This is a genomic window from Actinoplanes sp. NPDC023936 (genome assembly GCF_040639325.1).
GTDB lineage: Bacteria > Actinomycetota > Actinomycetes > Mycobacteriales > Micromonosporaceae > Actinoplanes.
Window position 1 is genome coordinate 130575 of sequence record NZ_JBEZZR010000006.1, and the last position, 22280, is coordinate 152854.

A 22280-nucleotide genomic window follows, 5' to 3' on the forward strand; every position below is an offset into this window, starting at 1 on the left:
CACGCGCCCTCGCAGACCATCTCAACGTGGCCATCGTCGACGCCGCAACGCTCGTGCCCCTGGCTGAACTCGAGGAACTCGAGCGCATCCAGGCGTACGCCTTCTCGGCAGCGACGTTCGAGGTGCGCGGCCGGAAGATCATCGTCGTCAATCCCATCCGCGGCAGCGGCCGGCAGAACAGCGACATCGCCCACGAACTCGCCCACATCATCCTGGAACACGACCTGTCCGAGGTCCGAGAGCTCGCCGGCATGCCTTTCAGAACCTGCAAACCGGACGAGGAGGAAGAAGCGACCGCGCTCGGCGGAACGCTCCTGCTTCCTCGCGACCTGCTCATCTTCGCCGCCCGCCGCGGTGCCAGCATCGACGCCATCGCTGAAATGTACTCAGTCACCGTGGAGATGGCCCGGTTCCGGTACAACACAACTGGCGTAGCCAAGCAGGTCGCAACGGGTCGTTCACGCTGACGCGGTACACGCATGCGCGCCACAGGAAGCGACGGCACTGCCGTTGCACTGTGCCTTCGGAGTCGGGTTCGCCACCCGTTTCGTCGCTGGCGGAACACACTCTCTTCGGCCAGATTCGCGCACTTGCGGCCAGGCCGCTTCATGATCATCGACACGGAGGGCGAGCGGGCGCCGGAGTCATCAGTGGCACCAACACTGACCCGCCCCGAACTCCTGGACCTGCTAGTCGCCGAGACAGAGGCCGCCGCCGTGTTTCGCCCCGCTAACGGTGTCGGTGAAACTGCCTCTGCGGCCGAGGTGCTGCCCTGGTTGCCAGTCCGATCGACCCGACCGTCTCGCCGCAACGACGCGTCCAACTGAACGGCGCAGTCTGGACCTGGCCTATGCGATGTCCGAATACAACCTCGCTGAAGGCGTCGTCGTGGTCGCCGCCGGCGCTGCGGCGTCCTCCCACCGCGCTGCTCGGTTCCGGCCTCAATTTCTTTGTTGAGATGTTCTTCGCGCTGGTGGCGATCTGGCAGTTCCGCTCCCACATCCCGGAGCCCGCGAACGGCTCGCGTTGCGACTGATTGCCGAGTCATTCTCCGTCCTGGCCGCCTGGGTCACCGGCGACGCCGACCAGGCATTGTTCGGCACCGAGCAGGCCGACAGCTCCGCGGCCGGGATCGCCATCGCCGCGACTTCGGTCTTCGTGATGCCTCTGCTGGTCTTGGGCCAGGCGGCGCACTGGCCGCGAAGTCGGCTCAGCGACCGTGACAAAGGCGCCGGACGACCTTGCGCTACCTAGAGTAACGACCGCAGCAGTTTCCAGACGGCCACGTGCCGAGCCCTTTTGCCGCCTCCACCCCAGAGCCTCAAGTCGCTCACCAGAACTCCGCAGAACGGCAGCCCTTGCGCCAAATTGACGACAGCAACTCCATCCGCCCACTTAAATAAGTCGATCTGACGACCCAGGATTTCGCCATGAAGACAACCGAAAGTATCCCAAGTGGACTACCCTCCGCCACAACGCAAGCGCGCAAGGCAACTGACGCACATGCCGCCCCATAGAGGTCTGAGCTGGGAAAACAGCTCTACAAGCCCGCTGAATCGCAGTATTGCGCCCGCGCGATCCATCGATAGGGGTGGCACATACGTAAATCGCGGACATCTACGAGTTTTCGGGGCTAAAAACAGGGCCGACTGTCTACAGTCGACCCTGCTCTACACCTCCCCTGAGCTGCGCAAACTTGCTACTTTCAGCCCTTCAGAAGCTGCCTTGCCATCACGATCCGCTGCACCTGGTTCGTGCCTTCGTAGATCTGGGTGATCTTCGCGTCCCGCATCATGCGCTCGACCGGGTAATCGCGCGTGTACCCATAGCCGCCCAGGATCTGGACCGCGTCCGTGGTGATCTCCATGGCCGCGTCCGACGCGAAGCACTTCGCCGCCGCGCCGAAGTACGTCAGATCGGCGTCGCCGCGCTCGCTCTTGCCCGCTGCCGCGTAGGTGAGCTGCCGGGCCGCCTCCAGCTTCATGCCCATGTCGGCGAGCATGAACTGCAGACCCTGGAAGTCGGCGATCGGCTTGCCGAACTGCTTGCGCTCCTTCGCGTAGTTCAACGCGAAGTCCAGCGCGCCCTGCGCGATGCCGATGGCCTGCGCGGCGATGGTGACCCGGGTGTGGTCCAGGGTCTTCATCGCGGTGGCGAAACCGGTGCCCTCGCCGCCGATCATGCGGTCGGCCGGGATCCGTACGTTGTCGAAGTAGACCTCGCGGGTGGGCGAGCCCTTGATGCCGAGCTTCTTCTCCGGCGCGCCGAAGCTGACGCCCTCGTCGGACTTCTCGACGACGAACGCGGAGATGCCCTTCGAGCGGGCGGCCGGGTCGGTGACCGCGAAGACCGTGTAGAAATCCGAGACGCCGGCGTTGGTGATCCAGCGCTTGACCCCGTTGAGCACCCAGTGGTCGCCGTCGCGGACCGCGCGGGTGGTCATCGAGGCGGCGTCGGAGCCGGCCTCGGGCTCGGAGAGGCAGTAGGAGAACATCGCCTCGCCGGCCGCGACCTTCGACAGATACTTCTGCTTGAGCTCCTCGGAGCCGGCCAGGATCAGCGGCATCGTGCCGAGTTTGTTGACCGCCGGGATGAGTGAGGAGGAGGCGCAGGCCCGGGCCACCTCCTCGATCACGATGGCGGTGGCGAGGGCGTCCGCGCCGGCGCCGCCGTACTCCACCGGGATGTGCGGGGCGTGGAAGTCGGAGGACCGCAGGGCGTCGTAGGACGCCTTGGGGAACTCGCTGGTCTCGTCGGCTTCGGCGGCGTGCGGGGCGACCCGCGCGTCACAGACCTCACGCACGGCGGCGCGAATGGTCTCGTGGTCCTCCGGCAGCCGGTATGCGTCGAAATCAGACATGACCTTAACCTTCCCTAAGTAGTCCCGCGGTCATGTTACCGGCGCGTAGCGCAGACCACGCAACAGTCGGAAGTGTGCGCAAGATCCCGCCCGGGAAGTACCCCCAGCAAAAGCGTCGGGTTCGGTGCCGTTTCCACAGATCTCCACCCGGTTGAGACTGTTCTAATGAGGTGTCCGACCGGCATGCTCTAGTTACCAAGAGGAGTCGAGGAGGTCCTGTGTCGCAGGCTGACGAGTCCGATTACGCCGACGATCTGGCTCGGATCGACGCCTCCATCGCGGAACTGAAGATCAAGGACATGCAGGCCGCGTCCGAGCGGACGAAGATCGCCAGCAAGATCCAGGCAGCTCAGTTCCAGCGGGACATCCTCGCGCACGCCCAGAAGTCCAAGGGCACCAAGAGCAAGCGGACCGCCCGGCGCAAGCCGCCCACCACCGGCGACTTTCCGCCACCACCGCCGCCGGGCGCGCCCCAGCAGCCCGAGGAAACGCCACCACCGCCTCGCGCGGGCCGCCGCGGCGCGCCCGCGGACCGGGCCGAGGCGGGCCGCCGCGGCACGCCGGCGGACCGGACCGAGGCTGGCGGGCGCGCCGCGCCGCCCCCGGACTGGGCCGAGCCGGGCACCCGGCACTCCGGTCCCCCCGGCGTCGCCACCGACGGCGTCACGATGCTGGTCGACGATCCGCCACCGACCGAGCGGGTGGAGCGGCCGAGCGCCGGCCCGCGCCGGCAGCCGCCACCTCCGCAGCATCCGCCGGAGGCGTCCACCCAGTCCGTGCAGAACATCCTGCTCGTGCTGGGCGCGCTGCTGCTCGGCGTGGCAGCCGTCGTCTTCGCCGGCGTGGCGGTGGACAACCCGTTCGGCCGTACCCTGATCCTGGCTCTTGCCACCGGCATCGCTCTCACCGTCGCGCCCGGCGTGGCCCGGCGGGGTCTCACCTCGACCGGCGAGTCCATCGCTGCGGTCGGGCTGATCATGTTCCCGATGACGCTGTTCGCGCTGCACGGCAGCGCGGTGGTGGGCGGGCCGGACGTGCCGATGCCGCTCTACCTCGGGATCACGTTCGCGATCACCGCGGTGGCCGGGTTCATCTACGCCGGGGTCACCCGGCTGGCCGCGCCGCGCTACGCGACGGTCATCGCCGCACAGCCCGTCGCGCCGCTCCTGGCGTACCCGTTGATCCAGAGCCCGGCCGGCTGGGGCCTGGCCCTGACCGCCGTGGCCGTGCTCGACCTGCTCCTGCTCACCACCGTGATCCGCAGCGGCCGTCTGGTGCCGCGCTGGCCGCTGGGCCGGCCGCTGCCGCCGGATCGTGAGTCGCTCGCGGACGCCGACGGCGACCGGTTCGGCGATCCGGACGCTCCGCCGCGCCCGGAGTCCCGCCCGGAAGAGCCCGACCTGATAATTTCCGGTCTGAGCCGGCCGAGGCGCCGCTGGCTGCCGACCCGGATCTTCCCGGGCCCGCGCCCTGAGGACGCGCCACCCGCCGGTTCGATGCCGCTCGCGCCGCCGGCCACCCCGCCGTCCGCCGACTGGCTCCGCGAGCTGACGTTCGCGCTGCTCTGCTTCGCCTGCGCGGGCGCGCTGATCTACGCCTCGGTGGCGCTGCTGCAGGCCGAGGTCGTCGGCGACGCCTTCCGGTCCGGCCTGGTGCTCGTCGCCGCCGCGCTCACCGCGGTCTTCGCCGCCCGGCTGCTGAAGAACCCGCTCGCGATGAACGTCGCTGGCGCGGTGCTGACGCTCGCCGTGATCGGCACGACCGCGCGGCTCACCGACGTGGTCGACCAGCGCTGGACCCTGGTGATCGCCGCGGCGACCGTGGCGGTCACCGGCACGGTCGTCGGCATGCTGGCCGAGCCGATCCGCCGCGGCCCGCAGTACGCGTCCACCGCCGCCCTGACCATCATCGGACTGGTCGTCTCGATCGACGCGCTCCGGGCCGCGCTCGCCCCGGTCGCCGCCGCCCGCCCGGTCTGGAACGCCGACACCGCCGCCTACGGTCAGCAGCTCGCCGACGCGGTCGGCCCGTCCGGCTGGCTGCTGGCGTTCAGCGCCCTGCTGCTGACTGTCGCGGCGGCGCTCGCCCTGCCATCGAGCATCCGGCACGAGGGCGCTGTCGCCGGCATCGCGCTGACCGCGCTCGCCGTGCCCGCGTCGCTCGGCCTGCCCTGGTCCGAGGCACCCTGGCCGCTGGTCCTCGCGTCGATCGGCCTGGGCGCGGCAGGTCTCTGGGCGAGCACCCGCCGGATCGCGTTCGCGCACGTCATCGCGGCCGGCGTCGTCGGCCTGTTCGGCGCCGGCGCCTCGCTCAGCGCCTCCTGGCTGACCGCCGCGGTGCTGACCGCGATCGGCGGGGCCGGCGTGATGGTGGCGATCGCCGCACGGCAGATCCCGGTCCGGATCTTCGCCTGGGTGATCGGCGACTGGGCGTCCGGCGCCGCCGCGCTCGCGCTGCCCGGCGCCGCGGTGACCGCCGCCCTGGCGGTCGCCGACTCGGGCGGCGGGCCGCCGCCGACCGCTCAGGCGACGGTTCCGGCCCTGGCCGCCGGTTTCCTCGCGGTCGCCGGCACGCTCAGCTACGCGGCCGTCTATCAGGTCGCCCGCCGCGAGATCAGCCTGCCGCTGACCCTCGGCACCGGTCTCGGTGCGACGGCGATGGCCCTGGCCGCGCTCTTCGCGCCCGGCGCGGCCGCACCCGACCTGTGGGTGGGCGCGCTGCTGCTGGGCGCCGCCGGCCTGCTCTTCTTCGCCAAGTCGATCGACGAGCGCGGCCGCAACGACCGGCTGCTGGACGGGCCGGACATCGCGGCCGCGGCCGCCACCGTGGCGATCTGCGGCGCGCTGGCCCGGGTCGCCGCGCTCGCCTTCCCGAACGCGCCGCTCGCCGTGGCCGGCGTCGTGGTGCTGCTGGTCGGGATGGGCGTCACGGTGCTGCCGGAGGACTGGAAACGCGGTCCGGCCCGGGGTCTCGGCATCGCCGCCCTGGTGGTCGGCCTGATCGCCGGTGTGCAGGCGGCGGTCGACGGACTGCGGATCCTCGCCGTTCCGGGCCGGGTCTGGGACGGCGACCTGAGCCGGTACGCGCAGGACCCGCCGGCCGGCGCCTGGCAGGCCTCGTTCGCACTTGTCATGATCGCCATCACGGCCGCGATCGCGATGCCGAAGCCGTGGTCGCACCGCGCGTCCGGGCTGGCCGCCGCGCTCGCCACGATCGGCGCGCCGTACGCGCTGGGCCTCCCCTGGTGGGCGCCGCTGCTGGTCGGCGGGGCGGTCGCCATCGCGTACGGTCTGGCCGCCGTCGCCGCCCCCTCACCGGCAGCCGGGCGTGCCCGCGCCGCCGTGGCCGCCGTGGTGCTGCTGCACGCGGTCGCCACCTGCCTGGTCCGCCCGTGGGCGACAGCGCTCGGCCTGCTGCTGGTGGTGCTGCTCGGCGTGCTCGTCGCGGTGCTGGCCCGGATGCCGATCCGAGGCACCGCCCCGGAACCGCTGGAGGCCGCCGAGGAGGCCGCCGAGAACGCCGAGATGCCGGAGACCGCGCTCCCCCGGCACCGGGCGCAGATCGGCGGCGCGGCCACCGGCGCGGTGCTGCTGGCGCTCCCCGGTGTCTTCGCCAGCGCCGCGGCCGACCAGGGATACGGCGTCCAGGTCGTCCTCACCGCCGCGCTCGCCGCGTCCGGCATCGGCCTGGCCGTGCTCGCCGCCCTCGGCAGGTACATCGCGCAGTACCTCCCGTGGGCCACGATCGGCCTGGTGCTCGGCGCCACCATCACCGCGTTCACGTCGGTGCCCACCGACTACCCGACGGCGTTGTACGCGGCGGCCGCCGCCCTGCTGGGCGTGCTCGCGGAACTGCTGCGCGGCTCGATCCCGGCGCCGGTGCAGCGGATCGCTCCGCTGGAATACCCGGCGCCGAGGTACGTCCGGGTCCGCCGCGGCACGCTGCGCTCGAGCGGCCTGACCGCCGGCGGTCTCGGCGAGCGCTGGCTGGCCGACCCGGCGACCGGCGCGGTCTGGCTGGCGCTGCTGCCCACCCTGCTCGCGCTCTTCTCGCTCGCGCCGGCCCTGCGCGCCGCCCTGGTCGACCCGCTGAAGCAGATCAACGCGATCTGGGAGGGCCCGATCCCGGCGCTGGCCGTGCCGGACGCCGGCAACGTGGACGCCACCAGCGCCCTGGCCGCCGTCCTGCTGACCGGCGCCGCGGCCCTGGCCGCGCTCGGTTTCGGCGGCAAGGCCTCCGAGACGGTTCCGGTGATCCTGCCGGGTGTGGCGCTGACCCTGCTGATCACGCCGATCGCGCTGCACGCCGGCTTCCCGGCGGCGACCGGCGCGGCGCTCGTCGTCTTCACCATCTCGATGCTGGGTCTGGCACTGACCCCGCCACCGGCAGCGACCCGGGCGCCACTGCTGCGGACCACGCGCAGCATCGTCTTCGTGATCGGCCTGCTGGCCGGTGGCGCCGGGCTGGCCGGCAGCCTGGCCGAGGAGCCGCTGACCCTGTTCACGCTCGGCAGCGCGATCGGGGTGGGACTGGTCGCGGCGGTCGGTGGCCGTACCCAGATGGCTCGGATCCTGGGTTGGCTGTTCGCGGCCCTGATGGGTCAGATGTTCGTGATGACCGTGGCGATCTCGGCCGGGCTGACGCGGCAGTGGGCGGCGTTCGGCGTGCTCGCGGTCGGCGCGGTGCTGCTCTCGCTGGAGGCGGCGCTGCCGCGGCTGGGCCTGCCGCAGTACCGGGCCGAGGCGATCACCGTCGAGTGGTGCGGGTACGCGTCCGCGCTGATCGCCGGCGTGCTGGCCTTCGACTCCCCGGCTCACCTGGCCGCGCTGCTGGCCGCCTGGGGCGCCGTGCTCGGCCTGACCGCGTCCCGGCCGGACCGCACCCCGCAGCAGCGGCGCACGCTGTTCTGGGTGGCGGTCGGCTTCGAGATCGTCGGCTGGTGGCTGTTCATCGCGCTGGCCGAGGTCGCGGTCCCGGAGGCCTACACCCTGCCGTTCGCCGGCCTGGCGCTGGCGGTCGGCGTGGTGGAGGCGCACACCCGGCCGGACCTGAGCAGCTGGGCGGCGTACGGTCCGGCGCTGCTGGCCGCGTTCGTGCCGACGATGGGCATCGTGCTGGCCGACGCCGGCGGCGACATCCGCCCGGTCCTGCTGCTGCTCGGCGCGGTGGTGACGCTGATCGTCGGCTCGCGGACCCAGCAGCAGGCGCCGGTGGTGATCGGCGCGATCGCCACCGTGTTCGCCGCGCTCTGGTTCGGGTTCAACCTGGTCGGGCCGTGGCTGGTGCTGGTGCCGGTCGGTGTGGTGCTGCTCTTCCTGGGCGCGACGAGCGAGAACCGCCGCCGCACCCAGGAGCTGCGAAGCGTCCTCTCGAAGATGCGTTAGCCGAGCAGTTTCGCCCGCAGCGCCTCGTCCTTCTCGGCCACCAGCTTCTCGAGGCCCGCCTGGAAGGACTCCATCTTCTGGCGCAGCACCGGATCCGACGAACCGAGGATCCGGACCGCGAGCAGGCCGGCGTTACGAGCCCCGCCGATCGACACGGTGGCGACCGGGACGCCGGCCGGCATCTGCACGATGGAGAGCAGCGAGTCCATGCCGTCCAGGTGCTTGAGCGGGACCGGCACGCCGATCACCGGCAGCGGGGTCAGCGCCGCCACCATGCCCGGCAGGTGAGCCGCGCCGCCGGCGCCCGCGATGATCGCCTTGATCCCCCGGCCGGCCGCCGACTCGGCGTAGTCGACCATCTTGCGGACGGTCCGGTGCGCGGAGACGACGCCGACCTCGAACGGCACCTCGAACTCGGCGAGCGCGAGCGCGGCGGCCTCCATGGTGGGCCAGTCGGAGTCGCTGCCCATGATGATGCCGACGACGGGTGCCATCACTCGCCTTCCTGAAGCCACTTGGCGGCCCGGACAGCGCGTGCCCGAACCGAGTCCAGATCGTCGCCGAGCACCGTCACATGCCCGATCTTGCGGCCGGGCCGGACCTGCTTGCCGTAGAGGTGCACGCGGACGCCCGGGTCCGACGCGAACAGGTGGTGCAGCCGCTCGTCGATCGAGATGCCGCCGGGCTCGCCGCCCAGCACGTTCGCCATCACGACGACCGGCGCGGTCAGCGCCGTGGAGCCCATCGGATAGTCCAGCACGGCCCGCAGGTGCTGCTCGAACTGCGAGGTCCGCGCGCCCTCGATGGTCCAGTGGCCGGAGTTGTGCGGGCGCATGGCCAGCTCGTTGACGACGATGCCGTCGTCGGTCTGGAACAGCTCCACGGCGAGCAGGCCGACCACGCCGAGCTCGTTGGCCAGGTCGATGGCGAGCTGCTGCGCGTCCAGCGCGAGGTCGTCGTCGAGCCCCGGCGCCGGTGCGATCACCTCGACGCAGATGCCGTCCTTCTGCACGGTCTCGACCACGGGATATGCCGCGACCTGCCCGAACGGCGACCGGGCCACGAGAGCGGCGAGCTCCCGGCGCAGCGGCACCTTCTCCTCGACGATCAGCGGGATGCCCGTCGACACGAGATCGGCGGCGGCCTCCGGAGATCCGACCATCCAGACGCCGCGTCCGTCGTACCCACCTCGGGTGGCCTTGGCCACCACCGGCCAGGACCCGCCCGCGAAGGTCTCGATCTCCTCGGCCGTGCTCACCCGCCGCCACCGCGGCACCGGCGCGCCGAGAGCGGCGAGGCGCTCCCGCATCATGCCCTTGTCCTGGGCGAAGACCAGCGCCTTCGAACCCGGGAAGATCTTCACGCCTTCCGCTTCGAGCGCCTCGATGTGCTCGGTCGGCACGTGCTCGTGGTCGAACGTGACCGCGTCGCAGCCCTTCGCGAACTCCCGCAGGGCAGACAAATCGGTGTGCGTGCCGATCGGCACGTCGGCCGCGACCAGCGCGGCGCTGTCATCGGGCTTCTCACTGAGCACACGCAGTGACTGGCCGAGGGAAATGGCAGCCTGGTGGGTCATCCGGGCCAGCTGGCCCCCACCCACCATGCCGACTACAGGCAGACCGGTTCGGGTATCCATCGCGCGCCAAGCCTAGCGACGGCGCAGCTCAACCCCAAAATCAACCCCTTTTCCCGGTACGGCCACACCTCCCCCGACAGCACCGGGGCTCTTCCCGCCCTCCGGGCGCTGCCGCCGCTTTCCTGCCAGCCCTTGACAATCGGCAACGCGACACTCGGTCCACCCCGCCGATAACATGGCCTCATGAGCGCAGAGACAATCGGCGGCTTGATGCCCGCCACCGTCACGCTCGACGACCTTGCCGCGCTGATCGGGGCAGACCGGCACGGGCATCGATACGAAACCAGCACCGAGGGAGTGCTCACCGTGGCCCCTCCCCCGGACGCCGAGCACGCCAAGCTGGCCTCTCGTCTGATGGCCTGGCTCCTCAGAGCCGGGTGGCCGGAGGAACAGGTTCTCCAGGTGCCCGGCATCCGCGTCCCCGGGCCGAAAGGGGAGGCAGGACGGATTCCCGATCTCACGGTGTGGACGCGCGATCCCGGCGACGGGGTCTGGCTGCGACTCGACAGCCTTCTTCTGGTGGTCGAGATCATTTCCCCCGGATCCGAGGCCACCGATCAGTTCACCAAGGTCGTCGAATACGCGGCCGCCGGCATCCCGCTCTACTGGACCGTGGCACGGGATACCGCGAACACGGTCACGCTTCACCGGCTCAACGCCGCGGGCGCCTACGACGTTTCCGCCAAGGTCCCGTTGAACTGGCTCCTGCAGACGGACGCCAACGATCACTTGACCTCGGACGACTGACCCAGCTTGGTGGCCAGCTCGCCCGGGGTGGTGACCGGGCGGTCGCAGACGAAACCTCGGCACACGTAGGCCGTGGACGCCCCGTCGATCAGCGGGCGGCCGGCCAGCAACGGCACGCCCGGCCGGTCCGGCTCACCGACGACGATCACCGTGCCGCCCGGCGCTGACCAGTGCGCGGCCTCCACCAGCGGATCCGCCGCCGTCCGGTCGGTCGTGGCGATCGCGATCTCGTACGGGCCGGTCAGTGCCGCCTCGGCCACCGCCGCCGCGTAGCCGGCGAACCGCGGGTGTCCCCCGATCAGCGGGCCGACCGTGGCGAGCGCCGCGTCCGCCGCCTCCCGGTACTCCGTGGCGCCGCTCAGCGCCGCGTAACCCACCAGGGCCGCACAGATCGCGGACAGGCCGGACGGGGTGGCGTTGTCGGTCGGGTCGGCCGGCCGGGTGAGCAGCTTCTCCGCGTCGTCGGCCGTGTCGTAGAACCCGCCGTCCCCGCTGCCGAACCGGGCCAGCGCCACGTCCAGCAACTCCCCCGCCAGCTCCAGCCAGCGCCGGTCAGCCGTCACCTGGTGCACCGCGAGGAACGCCTCCGCCACGCACCCGTAGTCCTCCAGCACGCCGGCCGGCTCACCGGCCACCCCGTCGCGCGAGACCCGGCGCAGCCGCCCGTCCACGAGGTGCCGATCGGCGAGCACCTCGGCGAGCGCGATCGCGGCATCCCGGGAGGCGGGCGAGCCGGTGAGCGCGCCGTGCTCGGCCAGCGCGGTGATCGCCAGCCCGTTCCAGGACGCGACGACCTTGTCGTCCCGCGCCGGCTGCGGCCGCTCATTCCGGACCGCCAGGAGCCGCTGCCGCACATCACGCCAGCGCTCCACGATCGGCGGATCCGCCTCGTCGATGTCCCGGGCCAGCACCAGCACGCTCTTGCCTTCTTCAAAGGTGCCCGCGGCCGTCACCCGGAACAGGTCAGCCGCCCATGCCCCGTCCTCGGGGCCCAGCACCTCGGCCAGTTCGGCCGGCGTCCAGGCGTAGGTGAGGCCCTCCACCCCGTCGGTGTCGGCGTCCAGCGCCGACGCCAGGCCGCCCTGCGCCGTCCCGAGGTCGCGCACCAGGAAGGCCGCTGTCTCGTCGGCGATCCGGCGGGCGAACAGGTCACCGGTGAGCCGCCACAACTGGGTGTAGACCCGCAGCAGCAGCGCGTTGTCGTAGAGCATCTTCTCGAAGTGCGGCACGGTCCAGGTGTTGTCCACCGCGTAGCGGGCGAAGCCGCCGGCCAGCTGGTCGTAGATGCCGCCCCGGGCCATCTGCTCGCACGCGTGCCGGACCGTCTCCAGGGCCTCGGCGGAGCCGGTGCGCTCGTGGTGGCGCAGCAGGAACAGCAGGTTCATGTGCGGCGGGAACTTCGGGGCGCCGCCGAACCCCCCGTACTCCTGGTCGTGCTCCTTGGCGAGGCCTTGGGCCGCGGCCGCCAGCAGTTCCGCGGAGATCGGCGCGGTCGGACCGCCGATCATCTGCGCGCCGCCGACCGCCTCGACCACCGCCGAGCCCTGCTTGAGCACGTCGTCACGCTGGTCACGCCACGCGGTGGTGACGCTGGTCAGCAGGCGGCCGAACTGCGCGCGCGGGAAGTACGTGCCGCAGAAGAACGGGTCGCCGGCGGGCGTGGCGAAGACCGTCATCGGCCAGCCGCCCTGGCCGGTCATGGCCTGCGTGGCGGTCATGTAGACGGCGTCCACGTCGGGCCGTTCCTCGCGATCCACCTTGATCGAGACGAAGCCCTCGTTCATCTGCGCGGCGGTCGCCTCGTCCTCGAAGGACTCGTGCGCCATCACGTGACACCAGTGGCAGGCCGCGTACCCCACCGAGATGATCACCGGCACGTCGCGGCGGCGGGCCTCCTCGAACGCCTCCTCGCACCACGGCCACCAGTCGACCGGATTGTCCTTGTGCTGCAACAGATACGGCGACGTTGCGTCGGCGAGGCGGTTGCCCATCCTGCCACTCCTGACCTTGACACTGAGACTGACACCGGATCATGCCGAACTGGTTCCGTGTTCCCCGGCTGCCGTCGTTCATTCCTCAGCGGCGGAGATGCCCGCGCGGACCGGGGAGCCGGCACGGCGCGGCCGCCGCATCCTCACGAGACGCCGTCGGCGCGCAGGCGGGTCACCGGCGTCGAGCCCGCCTCCTCGGCCAGCCGCGCCAGCGCCTGGACGATCTTGTCGGCCGGCAGCGGTTTGCAGAAGTGGTAGCCCTGCGCGATCGGGCAGCCCAGCTCGATCAGGGCGGCCCGCTGCTCGATGGTCTCGATGCCCTCGGCCACCACCCGGACGCCCAGCCGCGCGCCCAGCTCGACCGCGGCACGCACGACCGCGCCGGCCGCCGGCTTGTCGATCATCTCGTCCACGAACGACCGGTCGATCTTGATCTCGTCGACCGGCATCCGGGTGACCGAGGCGAGCGAGGAGAACCCGGTGCCGAAGTCGTCGAGCGACATCTGCACGCCGGACGAACGCAGCCGGGCCAGCACCTCGTCGACGATGTCCTGCTCGCTCACCGCCACCGACTCGGTGATCTCCAGGACCAGGCGGGACGCGGGCGTCCGATGCCGGCGCAGCGCCTCGGTCACCTGGGCCGGGAACGTCGGGTCGGTGAGGCTGCGCGCCGACACGTTCACCGAGACCGGGATGTCGATGCCGTGCGCCGCCCAGTCGGCGGCGGCCGCGAGGGCCAGGTCGAGCACCCGGCGGGTGAACGGGATCAGCAGCTCGCTGCGCTCCACGGCGGGCAGGAACGCGCCCGGCGAGAGCTGCCCGCGGCGCGGGTGCCGCCAGCGGACCAGCGCCTCCACACCGGTCGGCGCGGCCGTCACCAGGTCGACGGCGGGCTGCAGATGCAGCACGATCTGATCGTCCGCGGCGAACGCGTCCTGCAGCTCGGCGAGCAGCGCGAGGTCGTCGGTGCTGCTCGCGTCCTGGCTGCTGTCGTAGGTCCCGACCGTGACGTTCAGCTCCTTGGCCTGGCCGACGGCGAGCGAGGCCCGCCGGAGCAGCTCGCTCACCTCGATCCGGCCCGGCCGTTCCGCCACCACGCCGACGGTCACCTCGACGGCGAGGCGCACCCCGGCCACCTCCATCGGCAGCCGCAGTTGCTCGACCAGCTCACGCGCCCGGCGCAGGGCCGGCGGCAGCGACCCGGCGACCCGGCCGGCCGGGTCGGAGAGCGCGGCCATCGCCGGCAGCAGCAACGCGAACTCGTCGTCACCGGTGCGCGCGACGAGCTCCAGCGGCCGGGCCAGCTCGATCAGCCGCTCCGCGACGAGCCGCAGCACCTCGTCGCCGCCACGGTGGCCGAGTGTCCGGTTCACCTCGCGGAAGTCGACCACGTCGAGCAGCAGCAGGGCCACGTGCTGACCCCGGTCCAGCGAGCGCAGCAGCAGCTCGCCCCGATCGGCGAACGCGGTCCGGTTGATCAGCCCGGTGAGCGGGTCGTGCACCCGGTCGTACGCCGCGCGGGCGTCCAGCTCGGCGATCCGCTGGTGCGCCGCCGCGTCGTGCAGCGCGCCGGCCAGCGCCTCCCCGTACGCCGTGATCGCCGCCTCGTCCTGCGGCACCGGCAGACTGGGCTCACCCAGCCAGACGGTGAGCTCGCCGACCGGGTGGCCGGCGACCGCCATGCTGCGGGTGATGGCCGGCCCGGAGCGGGCGGCGGCGGGGTCGCCCAGGCCGGGTCCGTCCTGCGCGTAACGGCGGTGTCCGCTGCCGGCGCGGACCTCCAGCTCGGCGCGGCGGGCCCCGAAGACGTCGAGCGCTCCGCGCAGGCCGGCCCGGGCCACCTCGGCCTCGCTGGTCCCGGGCAGCCGGGCGGTGGCGACCGCGAAGGCCTCCCACATCCGGCGTTCCTCGGCGGCGCGCAGGTGGAAGCGGTAGGTGCGGTGCAGCAGCCAGAGTGCGGGTCCGAAGGCGAGCAGCCAGAGCGGCTCACGGACCAGCGCGAACACCGCGCCGAGACCGACCAGCACGTTGCCGATCGACATCGGCAGCTTGGCGTGGAGGACCCGGGCGGCGATCCGGCCGGGCGCCGCGTCGCGGTGCAGGACCAGCGTCAGCACGACCAGGCCGAACGTGATCAGGAGATAGGTCGCGGCGCCGGCCACCAGGGCGAGCGGCAGCCGGGCGCCGCCGATCGGGGCGTCGCCGGCGAGTGTCGTGGTGACGAGCGCGGCGCCGGCCACGCCGACGGTCATCGAGGCGACCAGGTGGACGATCTCGGCCGGGTTGCGCAGGCCGGTGAACCAGGCGAGCAGCATCCAGGCCGCACCGGTGCCGATCAGGGTGGCGGCGGGCAGCCAGCCGGCCGGGGCGACCACGAAGCCGACCACCACCGCCGCTTCGGCCCAGCTGACCGAGACCGCGTCCGGGCCGAGGCGGAACCGGAGGCCGGCCAGCTGCGCGATGGCGGCCAGCACGGCCGCGACGCAGACACCGTCGACAGCGGGAAGCGGGCGGTCGGCGGGGAGCTCCACCGGCTGCAGGACGCCGAGCACCACGGCGGCGACGGCGGCCACCACGACGGCCACGGTCAGGATGCACACCGGGCGGGGATGGCCAGGCTGTGGGCGGCCGGGCCGTGAGCGGTCGCCGGGCGTCACGAGGAAGCCCCGTCGTGCACGTGCACAGTTATCTGCACGTGCAGATGCTGTGCGGAGAATTCGCGCCGGAAAGGTGTCATCTCGGCGCCCCCTTCCGCGCAGGGTCCAGGGGCCGTGTGGCCCCCGGGCGGAAGGCTAAATCAATACCGATGAACGCAACAGGGCTTGACGGACCCGAGACGGCGGCACTCAGCTCTCCCGGAGGGGAGCCACCACGGGTACGAGGGGTGCCCGCACCGTCAGGCGCGGTCCGCTCCGCCACCCGGGGTGGCGTCGCGTTTCTCCTCGGCCACGCCCGTCACCTCGGGTTCCTCCATGGTCACCGGAGCAGCGGATCGATCCGCTTCGACATCGGACCCCGCCGCGGCGCCCGGACGCTGAGCATCGGCGTCGAGCCGGGCGATCTCTGCCACACGATCGCGCTCGGCGGTGTCCGAAAAACTGTCGGGAAGCCGACGGATCCGCTTGTTCATGTTGCGGATCAGCAGAACCGTGGCGACACACATGAGGACGATGAGGAACAAACCCATCGGACCGGCCAAGCCGCCCGAACGGGTGTCACCGAAGTTGTTGACAGCGAAGACGTCCACGCCCTCAGCGTACTGCCTCAGTGCGTCGCGACCTTCTCCCGGATGCCCGCGAACAGGTCGGACTCCGGAATCGGGCTGTCCACCAGCGAGCGGGCGAGCTCGAAGTCCTCGGTCGGCCACACCTTCTGCTGCAGCTCCAGCGGGATCTTGAACCAGAACCCGTCCGGGTCGACCTGGGTGGCGTGGGCGCGCAGCGCGTCATCGCGAATCCCGAAGTACTCCCCGCACTCGATCCGAGTGGTGATCTTTTCGCCGCGGTCCTGCCGCTCCGACGATTTCTCCAGCCACTCCGTGTACGGCGATTCGAGTCCCGCCGCCAGCATCCCCTCGTGCAGCGCGAGCATCCGCGCCCGGGTCCAGCCGGAGTTGTAGTACAGCTTCAACGGCTGCCACGGCTCGCCCAGTTCCGGGAACCGCTCCGGGTCGCCGGCCGCCTCGAACGCCACCACCGAGATCTTGTGGCACATGATGTGGTCCGGGTGCGGGTAGCCGCCGTTCTCGTCATACGTCGTCATGACGTGCGGCCGGAATTCGCGGATCAGCTTGATCAGCGGCTTGGCCGCCTCCTGCGGGTCCTGCAGGCCGAAACAGCCCTCGGGCAGCGGGGGCAGCGGGTCGCCCTCGGGCAGGCCGGAGTCGACGAAGCCGAGCCACGCCTGGTCGACGCCGAGGATCTCACGCGCCTTGGTCATCTCGTCGCGCCGGATGTTGGCGATGTCGGCCAGCACCTCGGGCCGATCCATCTTCGGGTTGAGCACGCTGCCGCGCTCCCCACCGGTACAGGTCGCGACGAGGACCTGAACTCCCTCGGCGACATATTTCGCCATGGTGGCAGCGCCCTTGCTCGACTCGTCGTCGGGGTGGGCGTGCACGGTCATCAGGCGCAACTGCTCGGCCACGTGAATTCCCTCTCGACCAGGCCTGCCGACGGCGGCCCGGGATCGGCTGCGAAGATGGACCCTGCCATTCTGGCCGATCCCACCGACAACAAACGCACGAGAGGTCGTCAGGTGAGCGAGACGCACGCCACAACGCCGGTCTTCCCGCCGGGCCGCTACGGCCGGCGCCGTGAGGGGAACCGCTCCCGGTGGGTGCCGATCCTCGCCATCGCGCTGTCCGCGATCGTCATCCTGGGTCTCACCGTGCAGCTCTACCGGAAGTTCGGCGAGGGCGACTACGACCCGCAGATCATCGGCTGGAACGATCCGACCGACACCGAGATGGTGATCCAGTTCCGCGTCCTGGTGCCCGAGGACGGCACCGCGACCTGCATGCTGCGCGCCCGCGACTACGACGGCTTCGAGGTCGGCCGCCGGCAGGTCGACGTGCAGGGCCGTCCCGGTGGCGGGTCGGTCGAGATCAGCGAGTCGGTGCCGACCACGGCCCGGGCTTCGGTGGGCGACGTGATGGGCTGCCGGGCCGCCGGCTGACCGGCCCCCTGCCGTTTCCGGCCACCTTTCGCAGTCCGGGTGGGGCGCATACCGCTGGTAAGCTTGGTGATTCGCTGCGTTGAGCATGCCTCTTTCAGCGGCCTGCTCTGACCCTGCCCCCATGCTCTGAACAATGTCCAGTCAGCAAGGAGATCGACCGTGTCCAGTTCCGAGGCGCCGAAGACCTGGCTCTCCCAGGACGCTCACGACCGGCTGCAGGCCGAGCTCGACGAGTTGATCGCGAACCGGCCGGCGATAGCGGCGGAGATCAACGCTCGGCGCGAGGAGGGCGACCTTCGCGAGAACGGCGGCTACCACGCCGCCCGCGAGGAGCAGAGCCGGCAGGAAGGCCGGATCCTGTACTTGAAGGAGTTCCTGCGCAACTCCGAGGTCGGCGAGGTCCAGGTGGCCGACTCGGTCACCCCCGGCTCGGTCGTGACGATCTACTTCGACGACGACCAGGCCGACACCGAGACCTTCCTGCTCGGCTCCCGGGAGATCTCCTCCACGACCGACCTCACCGTGTACAGCCCGGAGTCGGCGCTCGGCAAGGCGATCCTGGGCGCGCGGACCGGCCAGACGGTGACCTACACGGCCCCCAGCGGCGCCGACATCAAGGTCACCGTCGTCAAGTTCGGCGCCTTCGAAGGCTAGGAAGCGCTTCTGGACGGGCTCGCCGCGGGGATTGCCCGCCGCGAGCCCGTTCTGCTTCTCAGGGGGTGGCGTCGGCCAGCAGGGCCACTCGGTAACCGGCGTCGCGGAGCGCGGCGATCAGGGTGGACGAGTGGGACGGGCCGCGGGTCTCCACCGAGAGGGCCACCTCGACCTCGCCGAAGCTGAGGCGAGGGCTCTGGCGGGAGTGCGACACGTCGACGATGTTCGCCCGGTGTTCGGCGATCTCGCTCAGCAGCCGGGCCAGCTGACCCGGCCGGTCGGTGCAGCGCACCGCGAGCCGGAGGAAACGGCCGGCCGACGCCAGGCCGTGCTCGATCACCCGGAGCAGCAGCATCGGGTCGATGTTGCCACCGGAGAGGATCGCCACCGCCGGGCCACCGCGCGGCGGCACGTAGGCGCCGGTCAACAGGGCGGCGACAGCGGCCGCCCCGGCCGGCTCCACCACCGTCTTGTGGCGTTCCAGCAGGATCAGCAGCGCGGCCGACAGGTCCTCGTCGGTGACCGTGACGACCTCGTCGACGAGCTTCTCGACATGCGCGAACGTGAGGTCGCCGGGGCGCAGGACGGCGATGCCGTCCGCGATCGTGGCGCAGGCCGCCAGCTTCTGCGGCGCTCCGGCGGCGAGCGAGGGAGGGTACGCGGCCGCGCCGCTGGCCTGCACCCCGATGATCCGGATGTCCGGCCGCACCGCCTTGGCCGCCACCGCCAGCCCGGAGATCAGACCGCCGCCGCCGACCGCCGTGATGATCGTGGTGGCGTCCGGGCACTGCTCCAGGATCTCCAGCGCCACAGTGCCCTGCCCGGCGATCACGTCCGGGTGGTCGAACGGGTGGATCAGGACCGCCCCGGTGCTGCGAGCGAATTCGTGTGCCGCTTCCAGCGCGTCGTCCACGCTGGTCCCGGCGTACTCGACGGCCGCGCCGTACCCCTTGGTGGCGCTGACCTTGGGCAGCGGCGCGCCCTCCGGCATGAAGACCGTGGCCCGGATGCCGAGCAGGCCCGCCGCGAGAGCCACACCCTGCGCGTGGTTGCCGGCCGAGGCGGCGACCACGCCGCGGGCCCGCTCCTCCGCGGAGAGACGGGCGATCCGGGTGTACGCGCCCCGCACCTTGTACGACCCGGCGCGCTGCTGGTTCTCGCACTTGAGCCAGATCGGCACCCCGGTGATCTCGGTGAGCGGCCGGGAGGTGATCAGCGGCGTCGTCTTGGCCACCCCGGCCAGCAGGTCACGGGCGGCCTCGACGTCGGCGAGGGAGAGCAGATCCAGTGGTGCGGTCATGGGCACCAATCGTGCCACTAGCGCCTCAGACCAGGTTCTGCCGCTGCCACGGGTTCTGCAGTTCGAACTGACCGGCCACCGAGAGCAGCAGCATCTCCGAGTCCGGCGGGCCGACCAACTGGACCGCGAGCGGCAGCCCGTCCGGCCGGGAGCCGACCGGCACCACGATCGCCGGCAGCCCGGAGTAGTTCCAGGGGGCCTGGTACGGCGCGTAGTTCGTGTTCGCCTGCATGTTCTTCCACCACGGGATCGACGAGTACTGCACCGCGAGCGGCGGCACGCCGGCCAGCGCCGGGGTGAGCAGCAGGTCGATGGAGTTGTCGGCGAAGAACCGGATGGCCCGCTCCCGCCACGCGTCCCGATGCGACTGACGGACCAGGCCGGCCCGCATCGCCGCCTTGCCGAGCGTGATGTGCCGCCGGGTCCGGGCCTGTAGCCGCTCCACCGGCAGCCCCTCGGAGTTCCGGTACGCCCCGGCGAACCAGGTGGCCAGCACGCCGATCGCCACCCCGGTCGGGTACTTCGGGTCGGCGGCGACCGTGTCGTGGCCGGCCTGGGTGAGCAGTTTCGAGGCAGTCGTGACGGCGCCGACGTTCGGCTCGTCCGGTTTCACGCCGGCGATCGGCGACCGCAGCGACACACCGACACGCAGCCGGCTCGGCTCCACCAGTTTCTGCGGGGTCAGCCCGGCCAGCACCGAGAAGCCGAGCACGGCGTCGGCCACCGTGCTGGTCAGCACGCCGTTCTCCACCAGGCCGAACCAGTCCTTGTCACCGAAGTCCACCGGCACGACGCCCCGGCCCGGCTTGAGCCCGACCAGGCCGCAGCAGGCCGCCGGGATCCGGATCGAGCCGAGGCCGTCGTTGCCCTGCGCGATCGGCACCAGTCCGGCCGCGACCGCCGCGGCCGCGCCGCCGGACGACCCGCCGGGCGTCCGCTCCAGGTCCCAAGGGTTGCGGGTGACGCCGGTGTCGTCGTCGGTCGCCGCCCAGAGACCCATCTCCGGCATCTTGGTCACCCCGACCACGACGGCGCCGGCTCCGCGCAACCTGCGGACCACTTCGTGGTCCTCTTCAGCGACTTCGGGGGTACGGGCGGCCGCGCTGCCGTGCCACGTCGGAAGCCCCGCCACCGCGGTGTTCTCCTTGACCGCCACCGGCACCCCGGCCAGCGGCAGGTTGACCAGGTCCTCCTGGTCGTCGACCTTCTCCGCCTCGGTGATCGCCTCGACGTCGCGGACCACCCGGAAAGCGCCGAGCTCCGGATCGGAGATGGCGATCTGCTCCAAATGGTCGGCCACGACCTGGGTGGCGCTCGCGTCGCCGCGGCGCACCGCACGGGCGATCTGTTTGGCGGTCGCTCCCACCCAGGTCGTCGTCATCGCGCAGATTCTCCAGCGTCGGTCTCTTTAACCCAGCGCCTGCTCGAGGTCGGCGAGCAGATCGTCAACGGTTTCGATGCCGACAGACAGTCTCACGAGATCGGCGGGAACCTCAAGCGCTGAGCCCGCAGCCGACAGATGTGTCATCTGTCCCGGGTGCTCGATGAGCGATTCGACGCCGCCCAGCGACTCGGCGAGCACGAAGAGCTTCGCCCGGTTGCAGATCTCGATCGCCTTCTCCGGGCCGCCCGCCGCGCGGAACGAGACCATGCCGCCGAACCGGCTCATCTGCTTGGCCGCGGTCTCGTGACCGGGGTGGCTCTCCAGCCCCGGGTAGAGGACCTGCGCCACGGCCTTGTGCTCGCTCAGGTAGCCGGCGATCCGCTCCGCGTTGTCACAGTGCCGGTCCATCCGTACCCCCAGGGTCTTGATCCCCCGGAGGGTCAGCCAGGCGTCGAAGGGACCGTTGACGCCACCCATCGCGTTCTGATGGAAGGCCAGCTCGTCGCCGAGCCCGGCGTCCGCGGTGATCAGCGCGCCACCCACCACGTCGGAGTGCCCGCCGATGTACTTGGTCGTCGAGTGGATCACCACGTCGGCGCCGAGGGCGAGCGGCTGCTGCAGGTACGGCGAGGCGAACGTGTTGTCCACCGCGAGCATCGCGTCGTACTCGTGGGCCAGCCCGGCCAGCGCCGGGATGTCAGCGATGTTGAGCAGCGGGTTGGTCGGCGTCTCGGCCCAGATCAGCCGGGTGTGGCCGGGCCGGAACGCGGCGCGCACCGCGTCCAGGTCGTCCAGCGGCACCGCGGTCCAGTCCAGACCCCACCGCTCGGCCACCTTGGAGAAGAGCCGGAACGTGCCGCCGTACGCGTCGTTCGGGATGACCACGTGATCGCCCGGCCGGCACACCGTACGCAGAAGGGTGTCCTCGGCCGCCAGGCCGCTCGCGAACGCGAGCCCGCGCCGGCCGCCCTCGATCGCCGCCAGGCACTCCTGCAGCGAATCGCGGGTCGGGTTGGACGAGCGGCTGTACTCGTACCCCAGGCGTGGGGCGCCGACGGCGTCCTGTGCGTACGTGCTGGTCTGGTAGATGGGCGGCACCACCGCGCCGGTCCGCGGATCCGGCTCCTGGCCGGCGTGGATGGCGAGGGTGTCGAACCCGTACTCATTTGCCGTCATGTTGCGCAAGGCTAGTCTCACCAGGTGGCCGACTGCGTGTTCTGTGGCATTGTGGCGGGGACCGTCCCGGCGTTCGTCGTGGCCTCGTCGCCCGCCGGCATGGCGTTCCTCGACATCCGACCGGTGTTCAAGGGTCATGTTCTGGTGATCCCGCGCCCGCACATCGTCGAGCTCGTCGCACTCCCCGCCGATCTTCTGCCGGGCTATTTCGCCTTCGTGCAGCAGATCGCCGCCGCCGTCCCGCGCGCGCTCGGCTCACAGGGCACCTTCGTCGCGGAGAACAACATCGTCTCCCAGTCGGTGCCGCACCTGCACACCCACGTCGTGCCCCGCACCAAGGGCGACGGCCTGCGCGGATTCTTCTGGCCCCGGCACAAGTACGCGAGCGAGGCCGAGGCCGCTGACTTCGCCGCCAGAATCGGTAATGAATATCGGTCCCTCAGCGTTGCAGAAGCTGGACGAAGGGAGTGA

General features: G+C 71.5%; 16 protein-coding genes and 1 pseudogene. 7 read left to right on the forward strand and 10 right to left on the reverse strand.

The annotated features are described in order from the left end of the window. The first annotated feature begins 26 nt into the window (after nucleotides 1-26). Nucleotides 27-467 carry an ImmA/IrrE family metallo-endopeptidase gene (locus AB0F72_RS10950; RefSeq protein WP_360428710.1) on the forward strand — a complete coding sequence of 147 codons (441 nt, stop codon included), beginning with the start codon at nucleotides 27-29 and terminating at the stop codon, nucleotides 465-467. A gap of 320 nt (nucleotides 468-787) precedes the next feature. Continuing rightward, nucleotides 788-1222, forward strand: a pseudogene (locus tag AB0F72_RS10955) (hypothetical protein); the annotation flags it as partial. Nucleotides 1223-1705: 483 nt separating this feature from the next. Here the strand turns inward: AB0F72_RS10955 and AB0F72_RS10960 are convergent. Next, entirely contained in the window at nucleotides 1706-2860 is a 1155-nt protein-coding gene (locus AB0F72_RS10960; protein ID WP_360428713.1) for an acyl-CoA dehydrogenase family protein, read from the reverse strand. Between the two features lie 218 nt (nucleotides 2861-3078). Between AB0F72_RS10960 and AB0F72_RS10965 the strand changes: the two genes are divergently transcribed. Further along, the gene (locus AB0F72_RS10965) at nucleotides 3079-8244 is read left to right on the forward strand and encodes a hypothetical protein (RefSeq protein WP_360428715.1); all 5166 of its coding nucleotides are present in this window, start codon (nucleotides 3079-3081) and stop codon (nucleotides 8242-8244) included. Here the strand turns inward: AB0F72_RS10965 and purE are convergent. Together purE and AB0F72_RS10975 are read right to left on the reverse strand one after the other, a co-directional pair. Continuing rightward, entirely contained in the window at nucleotides 8241-8738 is a 498-nt protein-coding gene (gene purE / locus AB0F72_RS10970) for a 5-(carboxyamino)imidazole ribonucleotide mutase (protein WP_360428718.1), read from the reverse strand. The genes AB0F72_RS10965 and purE overlap by 4 nt on opposite strands. After that, entirely contained in the window at nucleotides 8738-9880 is a 1143-nt protein-coding gene (locus AB0F72_RS10975) for a 5-(carboxyamino)imidazole ribonucleotide synthase (protein WP_360428721.1), read from the reverse strand. The genes purE and AB0F72_RS10975 overlap by 1 nt, the downstream gene beginning before the upstream one ends. A 210-nt stretch (nucleotides 9881-10090) precedes the next feature. Here AB0F72_RS10975 and AB0F72_RS10980 point away from each other — a divergent pair, with 210 nt between their 5' ends. After that, entirely contained in the window at nucleotides 10091-10627 is a 537-nt protein-coding gene (locus AB0F72_RS10980) for a Uma2 family endonuclease (RefSeq protein ID WP_360428723.1), read from the forward strand. On the opposite strand, the gene AB0F72_RS10985 is transcribed toward AB0F72_RS10980, so the two are convergent. The 4 genes from AB0F72_RS10985 to mca form a co-directional block, all read right to left on the reverse strand. Continuing rightward, nucleotides 10606-12618 (reverse strand): thioredoxin domain-containing protein, encoded by a 2013-nt coding sequence (locus AB0F72_RS10985; protein WP_360428726.1) that lies wholly within the window; start codon nucleotides 12616-12618, stop codon nucleotides 10606-10608. The two genes, AB0F72_RS10980 and AB0F72_RS10985, sit on opposite strands and share 22 nt — an antisense overlap. Before the next feature lie 143 nt (nucleotides 12619-12761). Then, nucleotides 12762-15218, reverse strand: coding sequence for an EAL domain-containing protein (locus tag AB0F72_RS10990; protein ID WP_360428729.1), 2457 nt, complete (start codon nucleotides 15216-15218; stop codon nucleotides 12762-12764). 296 nt (nucleotides 15219-15514) lie between these two features. Then, entirely contained in the window at nucleotides 15515-15805 is a 291-nt protein-coding gene (locus tag AB0F72_RS10995) for a hypothetical protein (protein ID WP_360429300.1), read from the reverse strand. Between the two features lie 77 nt (nucleotides 15806-15882). Beyond that, nucleotides 15883-16764 (reverse strand): mycothiol conjugate amidase Mca, encoded by an 882-nt coding sequence (gene mca / locus AB0F72_RS11000; RefSeq protein WP_360428731.1) that lies wholly within the window; start codon nucleotides 16762-16764, stop codon nucleotides 15883-15885. 111 nt (nucleotides 16765-16875) lie between these two features. Between mca and AB0F72_RS11005 the strand changes: the two genes are divergently transcribed. Together AB0F72_RS11005 and greA are read left to right on the forward strand one after the other, a co-directional pair. Beyond that, nucleotides 16876-17295 carry a DUF4307 domain-containing protein gene (locus AB0F72_RS11005; protein ID WP_360428734.1) on the forward strand — a complete coding sequence of 140 codons (420 nt, stop codon included), beginning with the start codon at nucleotides 16876-16878 and terminating at the stop codon, nucleotides 17293-17295. Nucleotides 17296-17454: 159 nt separating this feature from the next. Continuing rightward, nucleotides 17455-17949, forward strand: a complete 495-nt coding sequence (greA, locus tag AB0F72_RS11010; RefSeq protein ID WP_014440919.1) for a transcription elongation factor GreA — start codon at nucleotides 17455-17457, stop codon at nucleotides 17947-17949. 58 nt (nucleotides 17950-18007) lie between these two features. Here greA and ilvA read toward each other — a convergent pair whose 3' ends face one another. From ilvA to AB0F72_RS11025, 3 genes are read right to left on the reverse strand one after another with little or no spacing between them, the layout of a single operon-like run. Then, nucleotides 18008-19249 (reverse strand): threonine ammonia-lyase, encoded by a 1242-nt coding sequence (gene ilvA / locus AB0F72_RS11015; RefSeq protein ID WP_360428738.1) that lies wholly within the window; start codon nucleotides 19247-19249, stop codon nucleotides 18008-18010. Nucleotides 19250-19274: 25 nt separating this feature from the next. Next, entirely contained in the window at nucleotides 19275-20630 is a 1356-nt protein-coding gene (locus AB0F72_RS11020) for an amidase family protein (protein ID WP_360428740.1), read from the reverse strand. A 27-nt stretch (nucleotides 20631-20657) separates the two neighbouring features. Continuing rightward, complete coding sequence (locus AB0F72_RS11025) at nucleotides 20658-21809, reverse strand: cystathionine gamma-synthase (RefSeq protein ID WP_360428743.1); 1152 nt, start codon at nucleotides 21807-21809, stop codon at nucleotides 20658-20660. A 24-nt stretch (nucleotides 21810-21833) separates the two neighbouring features. Here AB0F72_RS11025 and AB0F72_RS11030 point away from each other — a divergent pair, with 24 nt between their 5' ends. After that, nucleotides 21834-22280, forward strand: coding sequence for an HIT family protein (locus AB0F72_RS11030; RefSeq protein ID WP_360428746.1), 447 nt, complete (start codon nucleotides 21834-21836; stop codon nucleotides 22278-22280).